Source organism: Leptolyngbya sp. PL-A3 (genome assembly GCF_039962325.1).
GTDB lineage: Bacteria > Cyanobacteriota > Cyanobacteriia > Elainellales > Elainellaceae > Vacuolonema.
Map to the genome: position 1 here is coordinate 25,646 of NZ_JAMPLB010000046.1, position 21,531 is coordinate 47,176.

The window sequence follows — 21,531 nt, forward strand, 5'->3', positions numbered from 1 at the left end:
AGTAGCCGCGATACAGCGGTTTTATAATTCGTCAGGAGTTGTGAGTAATTCCAGACAATAAAGGTAAACGTATCTGCTAGCCGTTTTGAAATCGGCTTATTTACAGCAGTAGTAGAATTGTTCTTATCAAGATACTCTGTGATAAATTGAGCGTCAATAAGTTTTCGCTAAACGTTCAAAACGTTTTATATTACTTAAACCTATAAGTATGAATGATGTAATTTTGCTGTAATGTTTTCACTCTTTCCCTGTTTTTTCACGTATAGCGACAGAGTTATTTGTAGTTGGAGTGATTGAAGCGTAGCTGTTATAGAACGTAATTAGGCTAAAACCCTTCGTCAGGGCCAGTAATTTTAGCTTGTTCTATTACCTGTACTGCCCTAACAGGCTCCCATGTGCATCAACCTAACGCAGGTAAGTTTTACAAGAGCAGGTATTTTGCTTAAGCAATTAATCGATTAACTAGCTAATTGCTTAATTGGCCTGATTGAAGCGACGCTGTCACCAGATGCAATTAGCCCTAATTCGGAGCCTGAAACAACATAAATTCGTTACTTGGCCGAGGCTAATGTGGAAAATGACGGCATTTTTTAGTACAAAATAACTGTGATGTAACCCTTATAGGATAAAGGTTACAGCCTAATTGCACTTTATGACAGCGTCGCTTCAATCAGGCCATCAAGGCAGAGTTAGAAGACATCGGCGGGGAAGCATACCGGGATTGCTGGTTAGACTCCACACCCGGCCGCACGGGCAAAAAGCACTACACGCGGCTGCGGTGGTTCATTGACGTGGCAACCAAGAAAAAGGGCTGTAGGACGCTGCGAGGGGATGAAGTGGGCAGAGCAACGAGGGCGATCGCACTCTGGTCAGAGCTGACCCAGTTGGAAGTTGACCTGGCTCGCGTCGGTGAGGAGCTGGGGAAAGTTGCGGTAATGGCAGCAAGGTTAGGTCTGGAGGTGGCATTAAGTCAGAATTACCTGAGATAGGTGACAAATTGCTGATTTGATGGCAATTGTAGAGCTAGCTCTTTCTTTAATAGAGTGATAAGCCATAATGCACACGGAATCAGAACTCAAGCTAAAAGCGAAATTGCTAACAATTCGCTCGTCTCTCAGGCAAGACGATGCCGAACACCTGGTTCGCCTGGCGAAAGGAAGTGATGTCTTATTGAATGAGTGCCTGGAGCTAGAAAAAAGCGGTGTAGGTTTTTCATACATTAGCGAATGGCTGGAGGCAAAGACAGGGCAAAAAGAGACAGGCTCCCAAGCTTATTCCTTCTGCGAGGCGGTTCTGAATCTAGCACTGGTTGGCAACCGTAATGCTAATAAAAAACCTCGCGCCATCTGAGGGGGACGCGAGGCATCGTTGTTATCTGCAGAATTTTTACATGAGGGTCAAGGGAAACAACTCTACCCGAAGTGCGATCGCCCTCACAGTGCCCTCCCCCTACACTCCGTCTGCGTCGCCTGCGGGTCAATCTTTCCGAATGTTTGATTCCCAGATATGCCGGGGATATGGGGGCGAGGGTCTACCTTTCCTTGCCCCAAGTCCATCTCGAAGTGAATGTGTGGGCCGGTGCTGTTGCCCGTGCTACCCATGAGCGCAATAACATCGCCCTGGCTTACCCGTTGCCCCGCTGACACCTTCAGTTCGCTGTTATGGGCGTAGAGCGTCTGTGAGCCGTCATCGTGTTTCAGGATGACCAGATTTCCAAACCCGCCATTGTTCCACCCAGCTTCCTCCACTAAGCCCCCCTTAGCGGCCAGGATGGGCGTCCCTGTTGGCCCTGCTAAATCAATTCCGTAATGGCAGGAACGGTATTGCTTCAATGGGTGGACACGGTAGCCAAACCCACTGGTGAAGGTGGCACCGGGAGCCGGGTTGATCCATCCCTCGTTGCTGGTCGATGTGTGGGCGATCGCCTGATACTTCTGCAATGCCTCGTTGTACTTCGCAACCAGAGCAGATGCGGCTTTTTGCGGTTGCCCGTAGTCATTGCAAGGCATGGATGCCCACACAGGGCCAATCTTGCAGAAGGCATCCTCAATCCGGCCTTCTGCCAGCATTGCGGGAATGCCGTTTTGCTTGAGGATTTCAGCAGCAGCTCTGTCCTGCGATTCGGGAGAGAAGTCTTTCAGCCCTAACCGTTGTGCGTACCCATCCCATGTGGTGCTGAGAAACTGATAGCGGCCTGCTGCATCACTGCAAAGCCTGCCAGAGCAGAGGATTTGCCGGGGGTGGTCACCGAAGTTGGAGAACTGTGCTCCGGTGAATTGAATCTTGTAGCCTGCCTCGCTACTCGTTCCTTCTGCCCAGGCGATCGCATCCAAAAACGCTTTCAGCTTCACATCTTCAGTGGGAGTTGCGGCCTGGGCTGCATTGCTGTCTGCCTTGCCACCATTCCCGCAGAAGTTGAAGGGTACAGCGTGCTTTGCCCATCCTGGTAATTCAGGGCAAAGATCCTGCTTCACAACATCGGCAGACTTTGCCCCAAAAGCCAGTACAAGGCAGACCCCACAAAGAATGGCGTCATTGATAAGGGTCTGCCAGGAAACGGCATCCTCGACATTCCTTACAGTTTGTTCGGTGCGCTTGGTGGTGCGCTCGATCTTGTCGAGTCTCCGGTTGATGGTGGCGAGGCCACTGGAGAGCTCGGCGCGGATCTCTGCAAGTTGGGAATCGAGGTCTGCCATTTCTCAACCCTGTCTGGAATTGCTACTCGGGCGATCGCAAATGCGGTGAGGCCGATCATGATCAGCCTCATGCTGTTAATCAATGGCGTCATACGCCCCCCTTAGGCTGCTGGGGAGGTTGAGCGGCTGGAGGGGTGGGGTTTTGCCAGTTAGCGGGCTCACGAGTGATGATTTCCGTGACTGTCTCGAACAGGTTCACCAGCAGTCCATTAACGTCGATACTCCGGTCTGCAATTGACTTTGAGAACCAGGGGAACAGGATAATCAGGATTGCGAGGGAACCGAGTAATGATTTCATGGGATGTCTCCTAAGGGACTAAGGTTTACTGCGCGATTTGTAATGCAGTGATACAGTCGCCGCGAGGTGCAGTAAATTTGGGGCGATCGCCCAAAGCTTTACGCCTCCGACACCTCAAGCGACGGGTCTAGATCAGAACACTGCGTACCGCCCTGATCTTGGGGGTCTGATTTTTCGGGTTGTAGTTTCGTGGCGAGCGCTTCACAGCGGCGGCGGAAGATCATGTAACGCGGGTTAGTCGTACGCTGGTCACGTTGTTGTTGTCCCGCCATCGCCCAAAACTCAGTGGGCACTACGGGCCGTTGTCCCTGACTCACCCGCTCGGCCATGCGGAGGGCAATCTTGCCCTCCAATTCAGGCGTCCAGATTTCATCCACCCATTGCTCATCGGGGTCGATGGGTTCACCCGTCGCCACATACTCAACTGGGTTGAGTTCAAGCTGAGGAATTGCCTTCACCGTCAGTTGCTTATCGCTGTAGGTGATACAGGGACGTAGGCCGCGAATTGTTTTGGGCAGTGCCCCGATCCGGTTGATAACCTCTTGCACCTGGCGCGGCTGCGGGTCGATGTTGTCGTAATTGCGCGGGGATTGGGATGCCCGGAACAATAGAACGACTTCCATCTTTCGTAGCAGGGCACGGGGTAAACCTGTCATGCCCACCGATAGGTCATGCAGACCCAGCACGAACACCACCTCACCTTGCTTGATGCCGCGATCGCAGATATTCCGCAACGCCTTAATGATGTGCTCCTGCTGATCCTCGTCGAGGGTATCCCAGTAGGAACACCACTCATCGATCGCCAGTAGGATCGGCTTGTATTTGGGTCGGGGGGCACCAGTCTTAACTGCTTGCGCGGTAGACTTTGCCCGCTGGTCTACCGTGTCACTCACATAGAAAATGGCGTTGGTAATTTCGGCGGGTTCAATCAGCACCACGTTCCCAACGGGTAAGCCTCCCCAGGTGTTCGGCTCTGTCCCTTCGTGAGAACTGCCGTAGTCGATGTCACCTATTAGCACTTCACCGTCGGGGTGGGTTTCTAAGAAGCGCTGCACTCTCCAATTGAGTAGGAAGCTTTTACCATCGCGGCTTTCCCCACAGATGACGGCAGAACGCTTTTCAAATCCCTGGAACCAATCAGTAGTAAGCCCTTGGGCTGCAATGAAAGATTCTGCAAGGCGATCGCCCATCGGCAGTTGCTTCAGGGCAGAGATCACGATTTGGTTCTTTTGGGTTTCAACGTATCGGGTAGCAGGGGAGGCGATCGCCCCCATCTCACCGATGGCATCCTGGCCCCAATCAAACGAACCCTTTACGACCTGGTCATAGGTCAGTGACTTAGATTTGCGGAGGGCTTCACCGGCACACCATGCACCGATGCCCCCAATCCAACCCCAGGCACTACTAGCCTGGATGCAAAGCGCCATGGAGCCACCGAACATAGCGCTAATAATCAAACACTCAGCCTTCGGCAGAGTCTTGCTGCTGCTGTCCATTGCTGGGGTAAACCTCGTTGTATTTCTGCAAAATTTGGGCGGGATTCACGCCGGGGGTAGCATCGACCGCGATACCCCCACTAACGAGCCAATGCTGAGCCAGAGCGCAGGCTGCGAGCTCGGCTGAGCGATTTAGGAACTGGCTGTACTGGTCTGCCTCACCCGTCAGCGTCCCAAAGGTGTTCTTGAGATATGCCACATCACCCGCGACCGCTCGGCAATGCTTCTCTATCCAGGCGATCGCCTCTGTCTGTTCCTGCGCTCTGCGGAACAACTCCACAGCCCGAGCGTTGACCGCTTGCCGGGTGCCATCATCGAACGTGGTACGAGCCAGGTCGAGGTAAGGCGTGGAAGGTGCATTTAGGGCAGGGGCGGGCGTATCCATCGGAGCGGTAGCCTGGGCTTGGTTCTCGTTGGAGGGTGGAGCCGATAGGCCACGCACCAACAGCACAGTGATGAAGGCCAGAGCAGGGGCAGCACTCAACCATTTAAGATTCATGGCGCTCTGCCTCCTGAAGAATCGCAGACCACTGTTGCAACTCGGATTCTGTCAGCACCTCTTGGGAAAGTTTGCGGCGGGCAAGGGCTGCAAGGGTGCGGCGTTCGTTGCGAGGGGGTTCTGGGGAAAGGATGATCCCGATCGCGGTGAATACCGCGACGGTAAGGGCCAGGTGGGGGAGAAGGGTGAAGACTTCCCCTGTGTACTTGTTCCACTCGGCACTCTCAACCCGATAGGCGCGGTTGAGTTGGGTGAACCGGGAATGCAGAGCGTAGTTAAGGCCCGCGATCGCCCCCACCACAGAAGCGGTGATAATTACAGCCGATGCGGGTTGTATCAATCGTTGAAATCGTTTCATATTGGAGGAGTCTCCTTTCATGGGGGACAGGGGGGCGATCAGCAGGTGTGGTAATTTGACTGATCGCTTCCTTTCACTTGTTGCCAAGCTTTTGATTCAGTTGGAGCAACTTGATCAGTGATTTGTCAGTGGTGAGAACCTGCCGCAGCTTTGGGTTCTGCTCTGTGTTCATCGCCAGAACAATGGCGGAAGCCAGATCGGAGTGATTGCGGAACGTGTAACCGTGGGCAGCCTCCAACCGAATAGCAATGCAGTCGTTGCAATGGTTTAAGTCTCGGTTTCGTCCACCCCCACCGATGCCGCTAACAAAAAAGGTTTGATTGGGTGGAGTGCCAGTTACGGCGCGGATCAAGCGGTCTAACATCGTGAGTTCCTTACAGGATTGCGGTAACGGGTAACGGGTCTGTGCGCTCGGCACCGTAGCAAAAAACTTTAGTTACAACGATGAAAGTCTTACCGTCTCTCTCTTCCAGGCGATCGCCAAAGTCAGGGCGATAAAACATTCCTTCCAGCGACACCCACCCATGCGGGGCGGCAGTATCGGGGCGGGCTTCATAGTGCGTTGGGTGACTCATTGCTGTGTTGCTCCTGTTGGATAACGGGTTGTTGTTGCGGTGATGCACCCATGCCATTGAGGGCGATCGCGGCCCCCACTCCGATCAGGATTGCGACGAGGATTGCTCCTGCGGTGTTGGTGTTGGCGCGGGTTGAGTGAACTGTTGCAACTTTCCCAGTTCGCTTTGCAGACCCAAAGTTTCGGCACTTAGGGAAGAATCAAGGTTTTGTGTTTGGAGTTGATAGAGACGCGCTTCCAGTTCCAACTTCTGACGCTTGGCTTCAATTGCAGCCTTAGCTTGCTTTGTGGCTTCCAACCGGGCGGCTCGAGCTTCCAGGTCTTGCTGCATCGCCACTTGCAGAACATCGGCATCCTGAAGGAACGCGGCAGCCACAGCCAACGGATCATCAAACTGGATGGCCTCACCCGTGCGGAGTCCTTCTAGGCTGTAGCGTTGGGGCAGTTGGGGGGCACTTAAAACAATCTTGTGATTCCCGGAATCCACAACAGTTGTGGGTGAGAGCGGGGTTTCTTCTTGCTGCTTCGACTGCAAATCAAATTCATGGCGCAACTGCTCCACCATGGAGGGCGTGAGCCCATCAGAAACATCAAAATTCAATTCTTGGCAGCGCACATATACAGAAGACTTGGGGAGGCTGTTGTCTTTGCAAAACTTGCTTAGTGAAGTGTTCATAGGTCAATCCTTGAAATCTTTGCCAGAACTATGTGAACAACTGTGAACGGGCTGTGAACGTGATTCCGCCGTGAAACCCTAGTTCTTATGCTGTCTATGACCCGTTCATGACTGGTCATGATCTAGATAATGAACTATCATTAATGAGAAGTCAAGGATGGGATAATGATCGATGCATGATACTGAAGTAAGATCAGGGCAACAGTTGGATCTGGAGCCTATGGACTGGTCGAAGGTGAAATTGCCCACACCAAAGAACTCCCGCCCGCAGGTGGGGGAGCTGGGGACGTTGGATTATTGGAAGTTGGTTATTGCTTCCAAGTTGGTGAAAAAATCTCTTGCTGCCATGCTCCAGTCAGCGGCTTACAACTACCTAGCTAGTAATTGGGAAGAGCACGAACGGCGCTTAATGGTTGAAGCTCAAAGCCAGGGGAAAAGCCCCGAAAAGCTATTCATGGAAATGATTGAGGAGGATACAAAGTAGCTTATGGCTTCAGTTACAAGAGAAGAATTTGAAACGGTCAAAGAGCTGCTGGGTAGTGCAGCCCGGTACGCTGAATCAGCCAATCGCGGGGTTGAGCGGCTGCAAATGGCGCAGGAAAACACCCAAATGCAGATCAGCTTACTGGCCCAATCTCAACGGCTAACAGATCAACGACTGGAAGCCCTCGCAGCTCAGGCGCAGAAAACCGAGCAACGGTTGGAATCCTTTATCAGTGAAACCCAACGGTTGCTCACAGGGCAGGCTGAAAGGCTGGCTCAACTGGAAGTTATTGCTGATCGGTTAGCGGGCGTTCTGGCTTACCTTACTCGCAAAGATGACCAGGGGCAGGGCGGCAGTAATTAGATTTAGCTAGTCTTCCAAATCCAACTAGAACAGGTTTACTCTAAAAGCAGATTTAGGAGGTGATGCAAGGATGGGAGCGATCGCGGTACCACAGGGTGAACATGAACCTGAATGGTTTTCAGTTTTCTCTGAGTTATCAGAAGTTTCGGCGGCAGAGTCAAGTGTGTGTATTGGAGGGGAAGAAAGAATTGTTTCTATTCCTAATCTGCGCTTCCGAGAAATGGTAAACCGCTTTTGGGGAATAAGCATTGATATGCCGAAAATGAGCAGGGATCTCAAAAAAGAGGTTGAACACGGGGGAGCTTTATTGTCTAGCCTTGCTTCCCTAGTAGGGGCAGTATGGCAGAAAGAGCTAAGTCTTCCTTATTTGCATCCAGCATTCTGGTTCAGGGATATTTACCTAGAAGCTGAAGCGATTGCCCCTCTCCGTTTTGTGGATTGGAACGCCTCGACATTAAAAGAATCTGTTGAGTTAAAGAAAGACAAGCTTTTCAAGCAGTCAAGGAAGGCAACCACAGCGCTAGAAAACTATAAAAACCCTTTTGAGCGCCCTGCGACAAAAAAGCTCTTTGATAGAGCGATCACTTACGCAGAGCAATCAGTTCAAAGAAAAGGGCAGATTGGGGCCTCCACTAGTTTTGACAGAAACAGCTATCAGCCTTACATCAAAACTCGCGCTGCTATTTTGCAGTGGTGGGATAGATCTGGAGCTTTATTTGCATACCAAGGAGGAACAGCATATGTCTCCATCCCCAGAAGAGGATGGGTCCCTATTAATCCCGAAAAAGACGCTCGGGGATTATTTGGTTTCTGAAACCCTTTCAGCGGAGGGGTTTAGCACACCTTCACCCGTTTCACGATTTCAAAGGAGTTCTAGCCTAATCTTAAAAGTAAGACGATCGCAAGCGCCATCCGGATTCCGACCCCCTATGGTCTGCGATCGTCCCCCCTCAAAAAACTGAATAGAGATAGTCCTAAAAATCAAAAAGCGACTGACTCCGGATCCGACCCCCTCGTCAATCGCCTTTGAAGTTTTTCAAGGATTAGCCGACAGCGAATCAACTAATCACCCAATCGCCCACCCCTGCGGGGTGGCCTATTCACCTTTGATGATAACCAAGTTTGCCAAAGTTGTAACTCCCCCCGCCAATAGTGGATCCACGACCCCCATTCGATCGCGGAACACTAGCTATCAAATCCGTTGGCGGAAGCAGGCCCAACGAGCGCTTGAGAAAGCCAAGCGTGGTGGGCATCCCGATCGCCGTGAGCGTCGCCTCATTGCCCGCTACAAGCAATGGGAGCAGGCCCAACGGAAGCAAGCACAACAGCCAACCTCTGAGCAACAGAAGGCAGCAGCATAAATGAACGCCACTACCCTGAATGGGTCAGTGGTGAATTCGCCTGTATCTCCTCAGCGGGCGAACGCTGCTGACTTGATTGATACGTTGACCCTACTCCCCTATACCCATGAGCGATCGCTGGCAGTAGACCTTCTGCTGTGGCATGAGGAGTTGACCTGGCAGGAGCGCACTTGGTATGTGCTCAACGAATGGAAGGGGGTCGAGCAATGACTCCTACACTTACCCCTATAAAGATCAGTTCGTTTGCTGATCGCTTCTACCGGGAATGTGTCGAGGGGTCTGGTATTGATCCAGACCTCTACGCTGAAGCTGTCGGAATTGTTGAGGATACTGGGTACTGGGAACCCAACCTAGCATTAGGGCAACACGTTTCAAAGTTCTGGCAAACGAAGCCCCCCCACTCATACGGAGCGATCGCCGGGTTCTACCAGGAAACTGGTGAGCTATGGCAATCCAAGGCAGAGAACCCGCGTCCTGACAAAAAAGGGAACCCTGCAAAGTATGAGTGCATTGTTGGGGCACCGTTGCGGGCGTTTCTACCACCAGTAAACCGGGAAACGCGGCGGAAAATTGCGAAGCGCTACGGCTGCGAGATGCCACCCGCAGGGCAAGCATTCTGGGATTGGCTAGAGCAGCACCCAGAGATTCCAGCAATCATTACTGAAGGGGGTAAAAAAGCCTTATCCCTGCTATCTCAGGGGTACGTTGCGATCGCCCTTATTGGCGTGAATGGCGGCGTTCTAAAGAATGAAACCATCGGCGGGGTAAAGCTTCCTCGCATTAGACCCGAACTCATTCCCGACCTGGCACGGTTTGCAGTAGAGGGGAGGGAGATCACTTTAGCTTTTGACCAGGACACTAAGCCTCACACCCGGCACCGGGTAGAGTGCGGGTTGAATGACCTGGCTTTTCATCTGGAACAGGCGGGCGCTTCCGTGCGGATCGCTGCATGGGATGGGCAGGGAGGGCGCTGTAAAGGTGTCGATGACCTGATTGTTAATGCGGGCGCGGCTGCATGGCAGGAAGCTTATGAGAGTGCGACGATTGCCCCAGTGTGGAGAATCAAGCGCGACTTGGCGCGACGGGTGAAGCGGAAGCCAGATCTGCATTTGGGCGATCGTCCTTTCAAGGAAGCTCTTGACCGGATTCCTGAAAGCGGCATCATCGGGCTATACGGCCCAAAAGGGAGCGAGAAAAGCACCCTAATTAAACTGATTCTGCAATCCCAGGCTAAGCCCTGGTTTTCCCTTACGTTCCTACAATCGCTGGCCCGAGATCAAGCAGGAGATAGATTCCGTGGGCATAAGGGATGGGGAGGGGTTTTTATCAATGACGGCGATCGCTACGGGGAGAAGTTATTAGATTCCCGTGGCATCCCCGTATTAGGCGGCTCTGGGTGCTGGCCTTCATTCCTTGGGGTATCAGCGGTAGAAGTCAAAATCCTTATTCTGGATGAGACTACCCCATCCCTTAGGTTCCTCCATTGCAGCCCTCTTGCCAATCAGAACGGCATTCGGCCATTACTGGAAGCTGAGTTAATCAGACGCATACAGGAAGCCGATCTAGTAATCTTGGCGGATGCTGACCTCACCGAAGAGGCGATCGCCTACATCGAAGCTATCAGAGGAGAGCGGGCTTACCTTGTGCGTTCCGACAGGAAGCCTATGGGTTACGCAGTGAGGCTTTTAGATGGCAGTAGAGATCAGGCTGTTGCAGACTTCTATCAAGCGGCGTTGAACGTGCCTGATGGAAAAATCTTGATGTTCCACAGTGACGCTAAGGCACTTGTTGATTCCCTTGCAGATGACCTGGAAAAGCGGGGCATTAAGACAATGCGAATCCATCAGGAAACTAGCGGAGGGGAAATCGAAGGAGAGTTTTTAAGAGGCAAAGGAAAGCTATTACCTTGGTTATCACAACAGGGTATCAAAGTAATTTTGTGCAGCCCTTCAGTAACTCAAGGGTTCTCTATTGAGAACAATGCTGACCTGATTCACGAGGTTTGGGGAGTTTTCAAGGGCTGTAGCATTTCGGCTGAATCTATTGCGCAAGCGCTTGATCGGACGCGATCGCTGGCTCCTCGCACAGTCTGGTTGCCGTTGAAGGGCAACGCTATCAGCAAGCTATCGACGGGTACCAGTGCCCAGGCGGTACTCAAAGACCTTGAGACTAGCAGTAAAGCATCTTTACGATTGGCGCGTCTATCCTTAAAGCCAGACACCCTATCGACGGCTGATTCAATCGATTATCACAGGGAAAACCTCAAGCTAGTTGCGGGGTTTGAAGCGAGGCACAACCGGGGAATGATGGCGTTGCGCCATACCGTTTGGGCGTTGTTGGAGCATGAGGGGAAGCAGGTATCCTTTACCCCGTGTCAGTCCACAAAAGCAGACGCGGCGGCTCTATCAGAGGCATTGCAGGAAGCCAGAAGGCAACAGGAAGTAGAGCGGGCGGCGCGAATTGCGGCGGGCATCCCGTTGACACAAGAGCAGGTAGACGAACTCGAAAAGCGGCGCAAAAAAGAGCCTGAAACCGTAACTCAAAAAGAGCTGGAAGAGTTAGAGCGCTTTTATATCTCGCAGTTTTACCGCGCCAATGATGTTGATACTGATTTAGTGCTGTGGGACAAGGGCGGGCAAAAGCGGAAGCAGATCCGCAGGCTGGAAACTGTACTCAACCCCGACCAGGCGATCGCCACCACAGCGGCATCTATCGACCGCAACGCCAACACTCCCCAGGATTGGGATAAGTCAGCAGTCCGTTCCTGGTTGTTGCAACAGACCGGAGCTGCGGAATTCATACAAAGGTGTTGGGATGGCAGCATCACCCAGATGGACGCGGCCACCATCGCCCCCATTGCCAAAGCCTTGCAGCAGCATCCTGAAGAATTTCGGATTGCTTTTGGAATGCGAAATATTCAGAAGCTATCCCCCATGCAGGTAATAGCTTGGGTCTTAGATTGGTGTGGCATTACGCGCACATCCGACAAGCAACGGCGCGGCAAAGATCTTGTCTGGGTTTACTATGTTGAACCCGAAAACTTAGCGCGTCTCAAGACGGTTGTGGAGCGGAGATTGCAAGATGTTCCACCCCCCCTAGTTAATGAAGAGAATCAGGGGGGTGGAACACTCCCCATTCATGACCAGGCAGAGGATTTAGCGGCTTTCCGGTATTGGTGGGAATCTACTACAGACCCCAAAGAACGTGAAGCAATCATTGAAGAGGCGATCGCCCTCAACCTTCCCCCCAATCCAGACCTATGGAGGGCAGCATCATGACTGCTTTCCAGGTTGGCGATCGCGTCAGCACTTTTCTGGGCGTCGGCACCATCGAGCGCATCAACGCCCACGGTGAGTTGCTGATCTGTGGTGATGGCGAAGACCCTTTGTTCTACGGCAGTTTTCACCCCGATGAAGTGCAAATGTTGGATTTGGAGGTGGCAACATGACCCATCCCGAAATTGCCCGCGATCGCAACGGCAGCCCAATCCGTGTTGGGGATGCTGTGGCCCTGCCCTGGCAAGTGGGAGAGGTGCTAGAGGTCGGCATTCCTCGCTCTACCATTCGTTACCCCGATGGTGCAGTCCTGGGGGCGGCTAATCGGCTGATCACAGTGCTGGAGGTAGCAGCATGAGTCACATCAACGACACCGATCCGCAAAAAAGGCCAGAGCAATACGACGCTGACATTCTCGCAGCCCAATGCCACGCAATCATTGAAACCTTGCGACGAAAGCGGCTCGCCGGGAAATTGCTGATAGCAGCCCTCGACGGGTTGCGGCTGGTTGCGGCTTACAAAGATCCAGTAGAAGCCCCCAGTCGGAAACCAAACCAACGAGGGCAACCGCCGATTGTTGTTGGTGATCTGTTACGTGAATAAAACCAAAGGAGTTCCAAAACCATGGTGACCAAACCCAAACCCAAGAGCGCACTTGAAAGCCTTCGTGAAACTGTTGAAAGGCTCGAAGCTGATAACCTCCAGGCTATGGAGCAAATTAAGAGCAGTCAGGAACGGCTGAATGCTAACCAAGTAGAGTTGGAGCGCACAAAACTAGAGCTCCAACGGGCGGAAGGTGAAGCGGCCCGCCAAACGGAAGCCGATCGCATTCGTCAGATTGGCGAAAACTTTGAGGCGGCTCAGGTAGTTGCAGCCGAATTGAATGAGCATTTGCTCGGTTTCCTTAGCTGCTGGGCGCGGTTACGGGAGTTAAATTCAACTTCTCCTGAATTGAGAAAGCGGATCACAATTCACGGTGAGTTTCAGCCATTGCTTTTGAAACTGCCAGTTGCTTTACATCAAGAGAACTCGGACAAAATCACGACAATTTCCCTCAGTTCATTGCAACAGGAAATTAATGTCTATCAACAAACGCACCCAAATATTGCTGCACTATTACCTCGGGTCAGAATGTAAGGTGTTTGCCCAAAAGCATTGTTACGCTTGAACCATAATCAATCTATAGGTTCCTGAAATGAGCAACCAATATCACTTAGACAGTGCTACTCAACAATTTCCCGAAGACGCACTAATTGAGGCAGGAGAAAAAGGAATTTGCCATCGACTCGATCATCAAGATGTCATCGTTAATGTTCCTCTCAGTGCTGGTCATGTTGATCTGGCTCGGGATATTCCTCAGCTCTACCTGCGCTCATTAATGAAAACAGTTTCCGAAAACAGTTTTACTGGCCTCAAGATTGTTGATTGCGTTGGACAACCCCTTGCCTCTTTCAGCCCAGAAGAGTGTGGACGAATCGCTTATCTGCCGTAGTTTTCGCTGATTTCCCGGCTTCCTTAAGGACTCCCAGGAAGCCTTTCCTGCTTCAATGTTTTCCCACCCAGAAAAGCGATGGTCGCTACACCCGAAATCAACCGCCAAAACTCTCTGAAAAGCACTGGCCCCCGTAGTGCCAGAGGGAAGGCGATCGCCTCCATCAACGCCACCAAACACGGACTGCTGGCAGCATCGCCCCCACTAGTCCAAGGCGAGGATCTAACGACCTTTCAGAACGTAGTGCAAGGTCTGGTAGATGAGCACCAACCGCAAGGCCCAACAGAGTTCCTATTAGTTCAACAGTTGGCAATGGCCCATTTGAGGCTTCATCGGTTGTGGGGTGCGGAAGCTGCGATCGCACGGCTGGAGCAACTGAACGTAGAGCGCAGGGCGAAGACTCCCAAGTTTAGAACGCCGGAGGAACTGCTTGGAGGTGGGGAGGATAGCCCAGAGGTGATCCTCAAAGTAGAACTGCTCGTGCTCACTTCTCTGGTCAACGGTATCACCGACCAAATCCAATGGGAGATCCCAAAACGCGGGGTGCGGAAGTGGGACGACAGTGAAGAAGCGATCGCCCTGCTGGCAAAGCTGCGTGAACTACTTGAGGAAGCTATCAAGAAATATCCCCGTGAGTCTATCCCTAGAATTCGCGATGTGAATAGGGGGATGAATCACTATCACGTCTGGATGCGGCTTATTTCCTGGCAATCAACGGCAGAATCAGAAGCCATCAACCCGGGGGTAAACCTGCGTTACCTGCTTAAAGCCATAGAACCCGAAGTGAACGAACGACGGGAGGAAGTTCAAGCCCAGCTTGATGACCTGGCCCGCATTGAGCAGGAACGGCAACAGGCAGCGATCGCTGTTGCTGCTATCCCCCAGGATGCTGACCGATTGGCCCGCTACGAGGCCAGAATCATGCGCTCAATGGAGGCGGCACTTGACCGTTTAGCCATGCTTCAGGAACGGCGTAGAGCCACTTCCATGGGTTCGTTTGAACGGAATTAGGTTTTAGGTAAGAGTATGGCAAGCCCAAATTTTGACCCAAGCCGAGCGGCAATAATCCTGCTTGATGCTGCAACTATGGGCGATCGCGCCACTGTGGAAAAATACGACATCAGTTCTAGAACCTTGCAGCGCTATCGATCTAGGTTTGCTAGTGATCAGGAGCTGTCGGCACTTGTCGCACTTAAAAAAGCGGAACAGGATCGGGCATGGGCTAACGAGATACCAGGGGCGATCGCTGCCTGCATTAAATTCATTGGCAATGCAGCCCAGAACCTGAAGCCGGATGATCCTGAAGCCGTTCATGCGATCGCAGGAGCAATGAAGATCTTGAGCGAAATTGTCATGACCCGAGAGGTTATTGAAGCGCGTCTTTCAACAAAGGAGTATCCCACCCCGTGATGGATCTTGATGTGACCAGAGCCAGGATTGAGCAGTGCGAAAGCCGGATCGATCGCCTTGCTGAAGCTGTTTCCCGTAGGGTCGATGAAATGGATCGATTGATTGAGCAGAGGGCAGAGCTGTGGGGTCAGGCGCGAGAGTTGCACCGGTATCTGAAGGAGGAACCGGGCGATCGCTATTGGTATTGTTCATACGCGAAGTGCATGAACAATTAAGGCTTCTGGAGTTGGGTTTTGAAAAGGTACAAGATAGTAGTGAGAATGGTCATTTTCTTTAAGATAAAAAGAGCGGGGTAGCGCGTTGTGCAGCCCCGCTCTTTTCATTGTTGAGGGATTAAGAGATTACTTCAAATGACACGACATCATGACTACTACCGCGCAAAATAGATTCAATCTGTTTTCCGCGTAAGCGCTTTCCTAAAGCTTGCTCAAGAGCACCTTGAAGAGCACCTAAAGTATAGGTTAGAGTTCGAGATGATCCGGCAGATTCCCCTGAAGAACAAATAGTCTCACGACAATACACCAGGATTGTATTGTTAACATCAACAATCTTATCCACAATACACAGGCGAGTTCCCTCCACACCCAGTGCATTTTGAAGAACTTCAGTAAGTTCCTCCAAAGCAATTGGATTTTCAGACAATTCTAATTCCTGGATTAATTGCTTACCCCGAATGCGCCCTGCTGCAATCAGTGCAATTGCGGCTGCCTTTGCTCCTAATGCTTCTTCTGTTCCTGTGACTAATGCCTTGAAACAAACAATGCTGCTAAAATCGCCAAGTTCGGGCCGGGTTGCACATGTTGCAGTAACTGTCGCCATGATTATTAGTTCTCCTGAAGGTCTATAGGGCTGTTGACTGTAGTCTGCCCACACCCATGCAGGTATCACCATCAGTTGGTGTGTGACAGCGATCGCCCCAGTAATGCCAGCTTCATCTGGACCGGTAGCTACAGGGAGGGAAAGGCCCAATAATTGGGCTACCCCCCCCTTGTTTGGCGGCACAGGAAATTCTCAATAGGGCTGATCAGAAAAACCTGATCAGCAAGAGATGATCAGTTTGATCACCTACCTGTAATCCTTAAAGGTCAAGGCTTTGGAAGAAACCTGATCAGAGAAACCTGATCAGTTTTTTTGATCAGGTGCCGTCCCTGCACAAAGCAGCCCTAGCAAAAAAGCTACGTTTCGTCAGCGATTAAATGGCTAAATCGTGGTCACTTCAGACACAGCCAGTATTACAGAGGCGATCGCAAATCGATCTCAGCATTGGTCGATGCTTTAATTAATCAAGTAGAACACTTACTGCTGTGGGTAAGCGTGATGGAAGAAGCCAGTCTGAACGGTGGATTGGAAAGCTTAAAGAGAACTGTAGATGAGACAAAGTCTCTTTTGGAGCAAAGCCGTGCACTTCTTTTAGACACCTTCTCTCGGATTGAAGAGGTCAGCAGAATAGCCAGGGAAGCTAGCGAGCACATCTCTGCTGCTTTAGAGCAGTTGGGGGAGGACCCAGAGGATGCTGCTGCCCAACAGACGTTGGAGGGGTATCAAGCTTTAATAGAGCCATTAAGGGAATCCCTTCGTCAGTACATGGCTGAACGCGATCTTTATACGTCCGAAATTTGCGCTACAACAAATGCCCTAAAAGTTGCTGAACGAATGGTTATAGAGTTTTCCATAGAGCCCGGTACTACCCACTTCTAAAAGCTGCCGCTAACGAAAACACCCTCCATTGATGACGAGGGTGCTGATGTTATAGGAAGCGCAACGATTTTCAAGGAAACTGCAGGCTCAATCATACTGATCTCAATAGCAGAAGGAGAGAGGGCGACCGCCCTCTCTGTGATGTTGAGTAGAAAGATAGAGCAGGCTCGGCAAAAATCGCACCTTCAGAATGACGGTAGATTTTTACAAAGCTTTTAGGATGATGCTTGTTGAATAAAAACGGTTGTTTCTATGTCTCCAGCAGAAGATTCTAAACTCGAAGTGATTGCTGAAGCAGCTGCACAATTACGTGAACAACTCGATGAATCTGCTTCTACCCTAGTTGTACAGCTGCCCCCTAACTGGCAATCAGAGCCGCTGGTAAAGGAGTTACGGGCAGATGGTATTGAGCTTAGGTTTACTGGTCAACCTGCGATTGGCACTGAAAGAGCATTAGCTTCGAATATGAATACATACCCAACTGAAGTAATTGAACTTGAAGGCTAACAGTGATGCTGTAACTGAAAGCTTCTGCTTTACCGTTTCTACACCTATTCTGTCCTGCTTAGCTTTGTCTCCATGTGTTCCTACCTCCCAACACAAGCGCTGTGGATGCAAGCTTTTCCCTGGCGCTTTTTTATTGGATTCCCTTAGACAACTAAATTCGATCGCCCCCTTTGATGCGTGCAAGATTCTCGCCACTCCACCAAATTTCTACACGCATCACTCCCAACAAAAAGCCACCGGACCCAGGCATGGGCAACGGCGGCAGTGTGTTCCCTGTTATTTGGCCTGATTGAAGCGACGCTGTCATAAAGTGCAATTAGGCTGTAACCTTTATCCTATAAGGGTTACATCACAGTTGTTTTGTACTAAAAAATGCCGTCATTTTCCACATTAGCCTCGGCCAAGTAACGAATTTATGTTGTTTCAGGCTCCGAATTAGGGCTAATTGCATTTGGTGACAGCGTCGCTTCAATCAGGCCATCCATGCAACAATTCCAAAAGACGAAGATCTTGATTTCCGCCCGCATTGCCTCACAGAATGCGGGCTTTTGCTTTGATGGGTGCGATCGCTACCTAAGACCTCATCCACTGCCAATTTGTTGTGGAGGGGGACCTTGCTGGAACTGCTTGAGGGCATTGACTCAGATGGGGCGATCGCACTGATTCAGTTTTTGGTGCAGTAACTGGCCTGATTGAAGCGACGCTGTCATAAAGTGCAATTAGGCTGTAACCTTTATCCTATAAGGGTTACATCACAGTTGTTTTGTACTAAAAAATGCCGTCATTTTCCACATTAGCCTCGGCCAAGTAACGAATTTATGTTGTTTCAGGCTCCGAATTAGGGCTAATTGCATTTGGTGACAGCGTCGCTTCAATCAGGCCATCCATGCAACAATTCCAAAAGACGAAGATCTTGATTTCCGCCCGCATTGCCTCACAGAATGCGGGCTTTTGCTTTGATGGGTGCGATCGCTACCTAAGACCTCATCCACTGCCAATTTGTTGTGGAGGGGGACCTTCATCGGTGGAATAATGAGGACGGATACAATTTTGATACAAACAACCGCCCGCCCTCCTAGGGGCGGGTTTTTTATTGGGAGCGTTGGCGATCGCCCTGCCGCTGCATTCTCTATCCCAGTTCTTCATGGGACAATATTCTAATAATGACCTTACTATCCGCGTTGCCCTCGCAGTCAGTGCGGGTTTTTGTTGCGATCGCCATTGTCATCAGCCTTGTGAGCTACGAAACAGCTATTTTCCATAAACTAAAATTGTCGATGACCAATTCACAAAAGCGTCAGCCGTCAATCTTATTTGGCGGCTTTCTTGCTTGTAGAGGTCGGCAGCGAGCTCTGCAAACTTTACTGTATTCATAAGGAGAATGTGCTCGGTTCTAGCAATGCTGGCGTTCGCCCTCACGAGATCCTCACAAAGATAATTTTCAATGGATCTACAATGTTTCATTGATTCCTGTTGATGCATCTTCCCGCGCTGGATTTTACAAAAAGAGCAATACTCAGTCTTGCTCTGTCGGACGCCCATAAAGCTTTGTTGTTAAAGTGCCAACTGACCGATATTGAAGCGGTCTTGATGATTGATGCGCCTAACAAGGAAGTTGCTAAAATGTTGCTCAGCTTGAGCCAGGAGTGGATAAGAGCCGGTTCGCCTTACCAAATTTTCTACATCTACGTTGATGGAACGCTAACAGGTGAAGTTAGTTTGTCGAGAGTGAATCAATTTTAAGATTGGTGCCCTCCAGGGCGATCGCCCACCACCCCAACCACTGCCGACACCACAGCCCCATCTAACGCCCTCAACCACTGTCCCCGCATTGCTGGTGGATCTGCTGTAGAGCCGCGCCAGAGGGAGTGGGAGGATAGAGGCAAATGAAGAAATGACTCGCGCTCCGGCCCTTGCTGCCGGAGCGCTTTTGTTGGGTCGTTGGCGATCGCCCTCATCCCAGTTCTTCATGGGACAATGGCTTGATAATGACCTTACTACCCGCATTGCCCCCGCAGTCAGTGCGGGATTTTGTTTGGGGTTTCCCGTCGCCTACAAAGAAGCCAGCGCAGGTCAGGTGCTCGTCACACAAGATTCTTATGTCTTCCTGATTAAATTGGATTAGCTGCCCTTAAAGGTATACATGAGCAGCAAGTGCTCCCCCTGTTGTTGTTTCAGCAAGATGCCAAGCTTCGCTCTGTCTGACGTTCACCTAGCTTTGTTGATGCGCTGCCACCTGCGTAAAATTGGAGCTACTTTGACGATTGATGCTCCTAGCCAAGAAATTGTAGACGCCTTAATGGAACTACGACATGAGTGGATAGCCGCAGACTCTCCCTGCCATCTTTTCTACCTGTATGTAAATGGAAAGTTGTTGAATGGCTTTAGCGTAAGGGGAACGACAGTGAGAATTCTATCTATTGGCACTGCTGACCCGTAGATAGCGGGCGATCGCTACTCAGGACACGCTGCCATTGTTCTGAGTTCTCCCCCACTATAGGGAGGTACGGTTTTTCCCTTGCGCCAGTGCGATTGCCCTTTGGGTAGACCTATCGTCCCTGCTCTCCATGGCACAATTTAGCAGATTACAGTCATAGCCCGCGTGACCTCAGATAGCATGGGTTTTTTTATGGTAGGTTGCGCTGAGTTCTAAACGAGAGATTGAGCACCGCTTCACAGAATTTATACGTCTGAGATCTTCCCTTAATGAGCCCTATCTTTTCATGGAGCCATTCGTTGACGGAAGCAATGCCTATCCCTTCGCTTAAGAGCGCTAGACACTCGTCCAACAATGCGTCGTCCCCGTTTGTAGCTCGGAGCAGGTATTCAGCCTCATCTGCCCTTAGGGAGCGGCGAATTGCTAGCATTCTTGCTTTTAACTTGATCTCGGCCTCGTTACCGTGCATCGCGATCGCCTGTTTTGGGGTGCACTTCCGCCTAACCTGCCGGTGGTTATCCCCCCAGTTGTACACCTGTTCCTAGTTTCGCACCCATGGTTCCTAGCTTGGTGTCAACTTAGACAGTGAGGGCATCGGTCTATTAGCGCTGCCCCTGTTTTGCAACGAGGTTTAGAACTGCCTCACAGAAGGTATAAGCCTGAGAGCCAGGTTCAACTCGTCCTATCTTGCCTTCAATCCATTGAGTTATGGAGGCAAAGCTTACACTCCTTTTTGCCAGTTCCTCGCATTGGTCCAGTAGCTTTGTATCTCCGTCGATGAGACGGATGAGGGCCTCGGCTTCATCCACTGATAGGGGGGAGCGGGCTGCTATCATTCGAGCTTGCAATTTGATCTCTGCCTCACTGGGAAGCATCATAACTGCCTCACTTTTTCAACTTCTCCAAGGGTATCCGCTTCTTAACTAGTGCTAGGAAAGTGTTTCCCCCTTCATTGACTGGCCCGAAGGATGGGTGATGGAATGGCCTCATTCTGGCACAATCCCATTAATCCTATTACCCAAGCCACCCCCACTCATGTTTGTTATGGTGGAGCGTTTCTTTTAGGAGGTTTCTGCATAAGAATTTACCCAGAATGTTGGTGCTTTGCCCGCGTCGCGGGCAAAGCACCAACATTCTGGGGGTAATTTCATTACTGGAAATCTCCTTAGCATCCCCACCTATTCCCCGGCCACTGCTGTCGCTCTGCTAGTTAATCTGTTGTGCGTGTTCAGCGCAGGTGTACGATTCAGATCTCAAACATCAATCTACTTTCGCCCTGCCTTCTGTGGTCGGGGCATTTTTGTTTAAGGCATAGGCGGTCGCCGTTCTATTACACCTGTTGTCCAATCCCTATGGGACAATTCTTAATAATGACCTTAGTGCCCGCATTGCCTCACAGGATGTGAGTTTTTCATTTGTACTGATCACTAGGAGCATCTACCTTTGCTCCGCATTCACCGCAAAAAAGGGGGGTGGTGGTACAAAACAGGAGTAGAAACACGCTAAGTGTTCTCACTTAAAAAGAAGTAATTTAGAATACATCCCTGATAGATGACGTTGAGATGAGTGACTTTAGTTGGCTAGCTGATCTTCCTCCTCGGAGCCGCAAATCAGCAGGTTTTGTAGATCATTGCCTGAATTCTTTCGCATCCCCGCGATTGCCCCATGATGAAGTCTATATGAGTGGGTGGAATGAGGCCCAAGGAATGGGCTTTAGAACTCAGCACACACAAATTACTACCCATCAACCTTGCATCCGCTCTTGACAGCTGGGCTCGGGCGATCGCTGTGAAGTCTAAGCAAAGACCTGTGAAGAGGTTGCCGCTGTCGGTTTGATGTCGGGTTTCTTTTGAGGGGTGGGCGATCGCCCATGAAACCGAATCAATACATGAGTTGCGAGTGGGGAA

33 protein-coding genes are annotated in these 21,531 nt (G+C 50.9%); 20 read left to right on the top strand and 13 right to left on the bottom strand.

Features of this window, described 5'->3' with window-relative positions; all coding sequences use genetic code 11:
• Positions 1-791: 791 nt before the first annotated feature.
• Positions 792-989: a hypothetical protein gene (locus tag NDI52_RS25140; RefSeq protein WP_190789333.1), complete on the top strand. Its 198-nt coding sequence runs from the start codon at positions 792-794 to the stop codon at positions 987-989.
• Between the two features lie 67 nt (positions 990-1,056).
• Positions 1,057-1,350 (top strand): hypothetical protein, encoded by a 294-nt coding sequence (locus NDI52_RS25145; RefSeq protein WP_190789334.1) that lies wholly within the window; start codon positions 1,057-1,059, stop codon positions 1,348-1,350.
• A gap of 83 nt (positions 1,351-1,433) precedes the next feature.
• Here NDI52_RS25145 and NDI52_RS25150 read toward each other — a convergent pair whose 3' ends face one another.
• The 8 genes from NDI52_RS25150 to NDI52_RS25185 form a co-directional block, all read right to left on the bottom strand.
• Positions 1,434-2,696, bottom strand: coding sequence for a peptidoglycan DD-metalloendopeptidase family protein (locus NDI52_RS25150; RefSeq protein ID WP_242035752.1), 1,263 nt, complete (start codon positions 2,694-2,696; stop codon positions 1,434-1,436).
• Between the two features lie 88 nt (positions 2,697-2,784).
• Complete coding sequence (locus tag NDI52_RS25155) at positions 2,785-2,994, bottom strand: hypothetical protein (RefSeq protein WP_348256544.1); 210 nt, start codon at positions 2,992-2,994, stop codon at positions 2,785-2,787.
• 98 nt (positions 2,995-3,092) lie between these two features.
• Complete coding sequence (locus tag NDI52_RS25160) at positions 3,093-4,490, bottom strand: hypothetical protein (RefSeq protein WP_348256545.1); 1,398 nt, start codon at positions 4,488-4,490, stop codon at positions 3,093-3,095.
• A complete protein-coding gene (locus NDI52_RS25165) occupies positions 4,456-4,989 on the bottom strand; it encodes a hypothetical protein (RefSeq protein ID WP_190789337.1) in 534 nt (177 codons plus the stop codon). Before NDI52_RS25165 ends, NDI52_RS25160 begins: the two co-directional genes overlap by 35 nt.
• Positions 4,979-5,347 carry a hypothetical protein gene (locus tag NDI52_RS25170; RefSeq protein WP_190789338.1) on the bottom strand — a complete coding sequence of 123 codons (369 nt, stop codon included), beginning with the start codon at positions 5,345-5,347 and terminating at the stop codon, positions 4,979-4,981. Before NDI52_RS25170 ends, NDI52_RS25165 begins: the two co-directional genes overlap by 11 nt.
• 73 nt (positions 5,348-5,420) lie before the next feature.
• Entirely contained in the window at positions 5,421-5,711 is a 291-nt protein-coding gene (locus tag NDI52_RS25175; RefSeq protein ID WP_190789339.1) for a hypothetical protein, read from the bottom strand.
• A 10-nt stretch (positions 5,712-5,721) separates the two neighbouring features.
• Entirely contained in the window at positions 5,722-5,922 is a 201-nt protein-coding gene (locus tag NDI52_RS25180) for a hypothetical protein (protein ID WP_190789340.1), read from the bottom strand.
• A gap of 84 nt (positions 5,923-6,006) precedes the next feature.
• On the bottom strand, positions 6,007-6,597 hold the full coding sequence (locus NDI52_RS25185; RefSeq protein WP_190789341.1) for a hypothetical protein: 591 nt from the start codon (positions 6,595-6,597) through the stop codon (positions 6,007-6,009).
• 172 nt (positions 6,598-6,769) lie between these two features.
• Between NDI52_RS25185 and NDI52_RS25190 the strand changes: the two genes are divergently transcribed.
• The 13 genes from NDI52_RS25190 (at position 6,770) to NDI52_RS25250 (ending at position 14,982) form a co-directional block, all read left to right on the top strand.
• A complete protein-coding gene (locus tag NDI52_RS25190) occupies positions 6,770-7,081 on the top strand; it encodes a hypothetical protein (RefSeq protein ID WP_206754930.1) in 312 nt (103 codons plus the stop codon).
• A 3-nt stretch (positions 7,082-7,084) separates the two neighbouring features.
• On the top strand, positions 7,085-7,444 hold the full coding sequence (locus NDI52_RS25195) for a hypothetical protein (RefSeq protein ID WP_190789343.1): 360 nt from the start codon (positions 7,085-7,087) through the stop codon (positions 7,442-7,444).
• 70 nt (positions 7,445-7,514) lie between these two features.
• A complete protein-coding gene (locus tag NDI52_RS25200; RefSeq protein WP_190789344.1) occupies positions 7,515-8,258 on the top strand; it encodes a hypothetical protein in 744 nt (247 codons plus the stop codon).
• Positions 8,259-8,553: 295 nt separating this feature from the next.
• On the top strand, positions 8,554-8,805 hold the full coding sequence (locus NDI52_RS25205) for a hypothetical protein (RefSeq protein ID WP_190789345.1): 252 nt from the start codon (positions 8,554-8,556) through the stop codon (positions 8,803-8,805).
• Positions 8,806-9,015, top strand: a complete 210-nt coding sequence (locus NDI52_RS25210) for a hypothetical protein (protein WP_190789346.1) — start codon at positions 8,806-8,808, stop codon at positions 9,013-9,015.
• Positions 9,012-12,083, top strand: a complete 3,072-nt coding sequence (locus tag NDI52_RS25215) for a DUF3854 domain-containing protein (protein ID WP_190789347.1) — start codon at positions 9,012-9,014, stop codon at positions 12,081-12,083. Before NDI52_RS25210 ends, NDI52_RS25215 begins: the two co-directional genes overlap by 4 nt.
• Positions 12,080-12,253 (top strand): hypothetical protein, encoded by a 174-nt coding sequence (locus tag NDI52_RS25220; protein WP_190789348.1) that lies wholly within the window; start codon positions 12,080-12,082, stop codon positions 12,251-12,253. The genes NDI52_RS25215 and NDI52_RS25220 overlap by 4 nt, the downstream gene beginning before the upstream one ends.
• Positions 12,250-12,438 (top strand): mechanosensitive ion channel domain-containing protein, encoded by a 189-nt coding sequence (locus NDI52_RS25225; RefSeq protein ID WP_190789349.1) that lies wholly within the window; start codon positions 12,250-12,252, stop codon positions 12,436-12,438. Before NDI52_RS25220 ends, NDI52_RS25225 begins: the two co-directional genes overlap by 4 nt.
• Positions 12,435-12,683, top strand: a complete 249-nt coding sequence (locus NDI52_RS25230) for a hypothetical protein (protein ID WP_190789350.1) — start codon at positions 12,435-12,437, stop codon at positions 12,681-12,683. The genes NDI52_RS25225 and NDI52_RS25230 overlap by 4 nt, the downstream gene beginning before the upstream one ends.
• 21 nt (positions 12,684-12,704) lie before the next feature.
• A complete protein-coding gene (locus NDI52_RS25235; protein WP_190789351.1) occupies positions 12,705-13,217 on the top strand; it encodes a hypothetical protein in 513 nt (170 codons plus the stop codon).
• A gap of 58 nt (positions 13,218-13,275) precedes the next feature.
• Positions 13,276-13,572 (top strand): hypothetical protein, encoded by a 297-nt coding sequence (locus NDI52_RS25240; RefSeq protein ID WP_190789352.1) that lies wholly within the window; start codon positions 13,276-13,278, stop codon positions 13,570-13,572.
• A 78-nt stretch (positions 13,573-13,650) separates the two neighbouring features.
• On the top strand, positions 13,651-14,583 hold the full coding sequence (locus NDI52_RS25245) for a hypothetical protein (protein ID WP_190789353.1): 933 nt from the start codon (positions 13,651-13,653) through the stop codon (positions 14,581-14,583).
• Positions 14,584-14,598: 15 nt separating this feature from the next.
• Complete coding sequence (locus NDI52_RS25250; protein WP_190789354.1) at positions 14,599-14,982, top strand: hypothetical protein; 384 nt, start codon at positions 14,599-14,601, stop codon at positions 14,980-14,982.
• Here the strand turns inward: NDI52_RS25250 and NDI52_RS25255 are convergent.
• Together NDI52_RS25255 and NDI52_RS25260 are read right to left on the bottom strand one after the other, a co-directional pair.
• The gene (locus NDI52_RS25255; protein WP_190789355.1) at positions 14,956-15,174 is read right to left on the bottom strand and encodes a hypothetical protein; all 219 of its coding nucleotides are present in this window, start codon (positions 15,172-15,174) and stop codon (positions 14,956-14,958) included. The two genes, NDI52_RS25250 and NDI52_RS25255, sit on opposite strands and share 27 nt — an antisense overlap.
• A gap of 141 nt (positions 15,175-15,315) precedes the next feature.
• A complete protein-coding gene (locus tag NDI52_RS25260) occupies positions 15,316-15,801 on the bottom strand; it encodes a hypothetical protein (RefSeq protein ID WP_190789356.1) in 486 nt (161 codons plus the stop codon).
• 444 nt (positions 15,802-16,245) lie between these two features.
• Between NDI52_RS25260 and NDI52_RS25265 the strand changes: the two genes are divergently transcribed.
• Together NDI52_RS25265 and NDI52_RS25270 are read left to right on the top strand one after the other, a co-directional pair.
• Positions 16,246-16,680, top strand: coding sequence for a hypothetical protein (locus NDI52_RS25265; RefSeq protein WP_190789357.1), 435 nt, complete (start codon positions 16,246-16,248; stop codon positions 16,678-16,680).
• 252 nt (positions 16,681-16,932) lie between these two features.
• Positions 16,933-17,187 carry a hypothetical protein gene (locus tag NDI52_RS25270; RefSeq protein ID WP_190789358.1) on the top strand — a complete coding sequence of 85 codons (255 nt, stop codon included), beginning with the start codon at positions 16,933-16,935 and terminating at the stop codon, positions 17,185-17,187.
• Between the two features lie 151 nt (positions 17,188-17,338).
• Here NDI52_RS25270 and NDI52_RS25275 read toward each other — a convergent pair whose 3' ends face one another.
• Positions 17,339-17,494 carry a hypothetical protein gene (locus tag NDI52_RS25275; RefSeq protein WP_348256546.1) on the bottom strand — a complete coding sequence of 52 codons (156 nt, stop codon included), beginning with the start codon at positions 17,492-17,494 and terminating at the stop codon, positions 17,339-17,341.
• A gap of 1,169 nt (positions 17,495-18,663) precedes the next feature.
• On the opposite strand from NDI52_RS25275, the gene NDI52_RS25280 reads away from it, so the two are divergent.
• Positions 18,664-18,930 carry a hypothetical protein gene (locus NDI52_RS25280; RefSeq protein ID WP_190772086.1) on the top strand — a complete coding sequence of 89 codons (267 nt, stop codon included), beginning with the start codon at positions 18,664-18,666 and terminating at the stop codon, positions 18,928-18,930.
• Here NDI52_RS25280 and NDI52_RS25285 read toward each other — a convergent pair.
• On the bottom strand, positions 18,927-19,073 hold the full coding sequence (locus NDI52_RS25285) for a hypothetical protein (protein ID WP_190772087.1): 147 nt from the start codon (positions 19,071-19,073) through the stop codon (positions 18,927-18,929). The genes NDI52_RS25280 and NDI52_RS25285 overlap by 4 nt on opposite strands.
• A gap of 8 nt (positions 19,074-19,081) precedes the next feature.
• Here NDI52_RS25285 and NDI52_RS25290 point away from each other — a divergent pair, with 8 nt between their 5' ends.
• Together NDI52_RS25290 and NDI52_RS25295 are read left to right on the top strand one after the other, a co-directional pair.
• Positions 19,082-19,312 (top strand): hypothetical protein, encoded by a 231-nt coding sequence (locus tag NDI52_RS25290; protein WP_190772088.1) that lies wholly within the window; start codon positions 19,082-19,084, stop codon positions 19,310-19,312.
• Positions 19,313-19,369: 57 nt separating this feature from the next.
• Positions 19,370-19,627, top strand: coding sequence for a hypothetical protein (locus NDI52_RS25295; protein WP_190772089.1), 258 nt, complete (start codon positions 19,370-19,372; stop codon positions 19,625-19,627).
• A 599-nt stretch (positions 19,628-20,226) separates the two neighbouring features.
• Here the strand turns inward: NDI52_RS25295 and NDI52_RS25300 are convergent.
• The gene (locus NDI52_RS25300; RefSeq protein WP_190772090.1) at positions 20,227-20,502 is read right to left on the bottom strand and encodes a hypothetical protein; all 276 of its coding nucleotides are present in this window, start codon (positions 20,500-20,502) and stop codon (positions 20,227-20,229) included.
• Between the last annotated feature and the right edge of the window lie 1,029 nt (positions 20,503-21,531).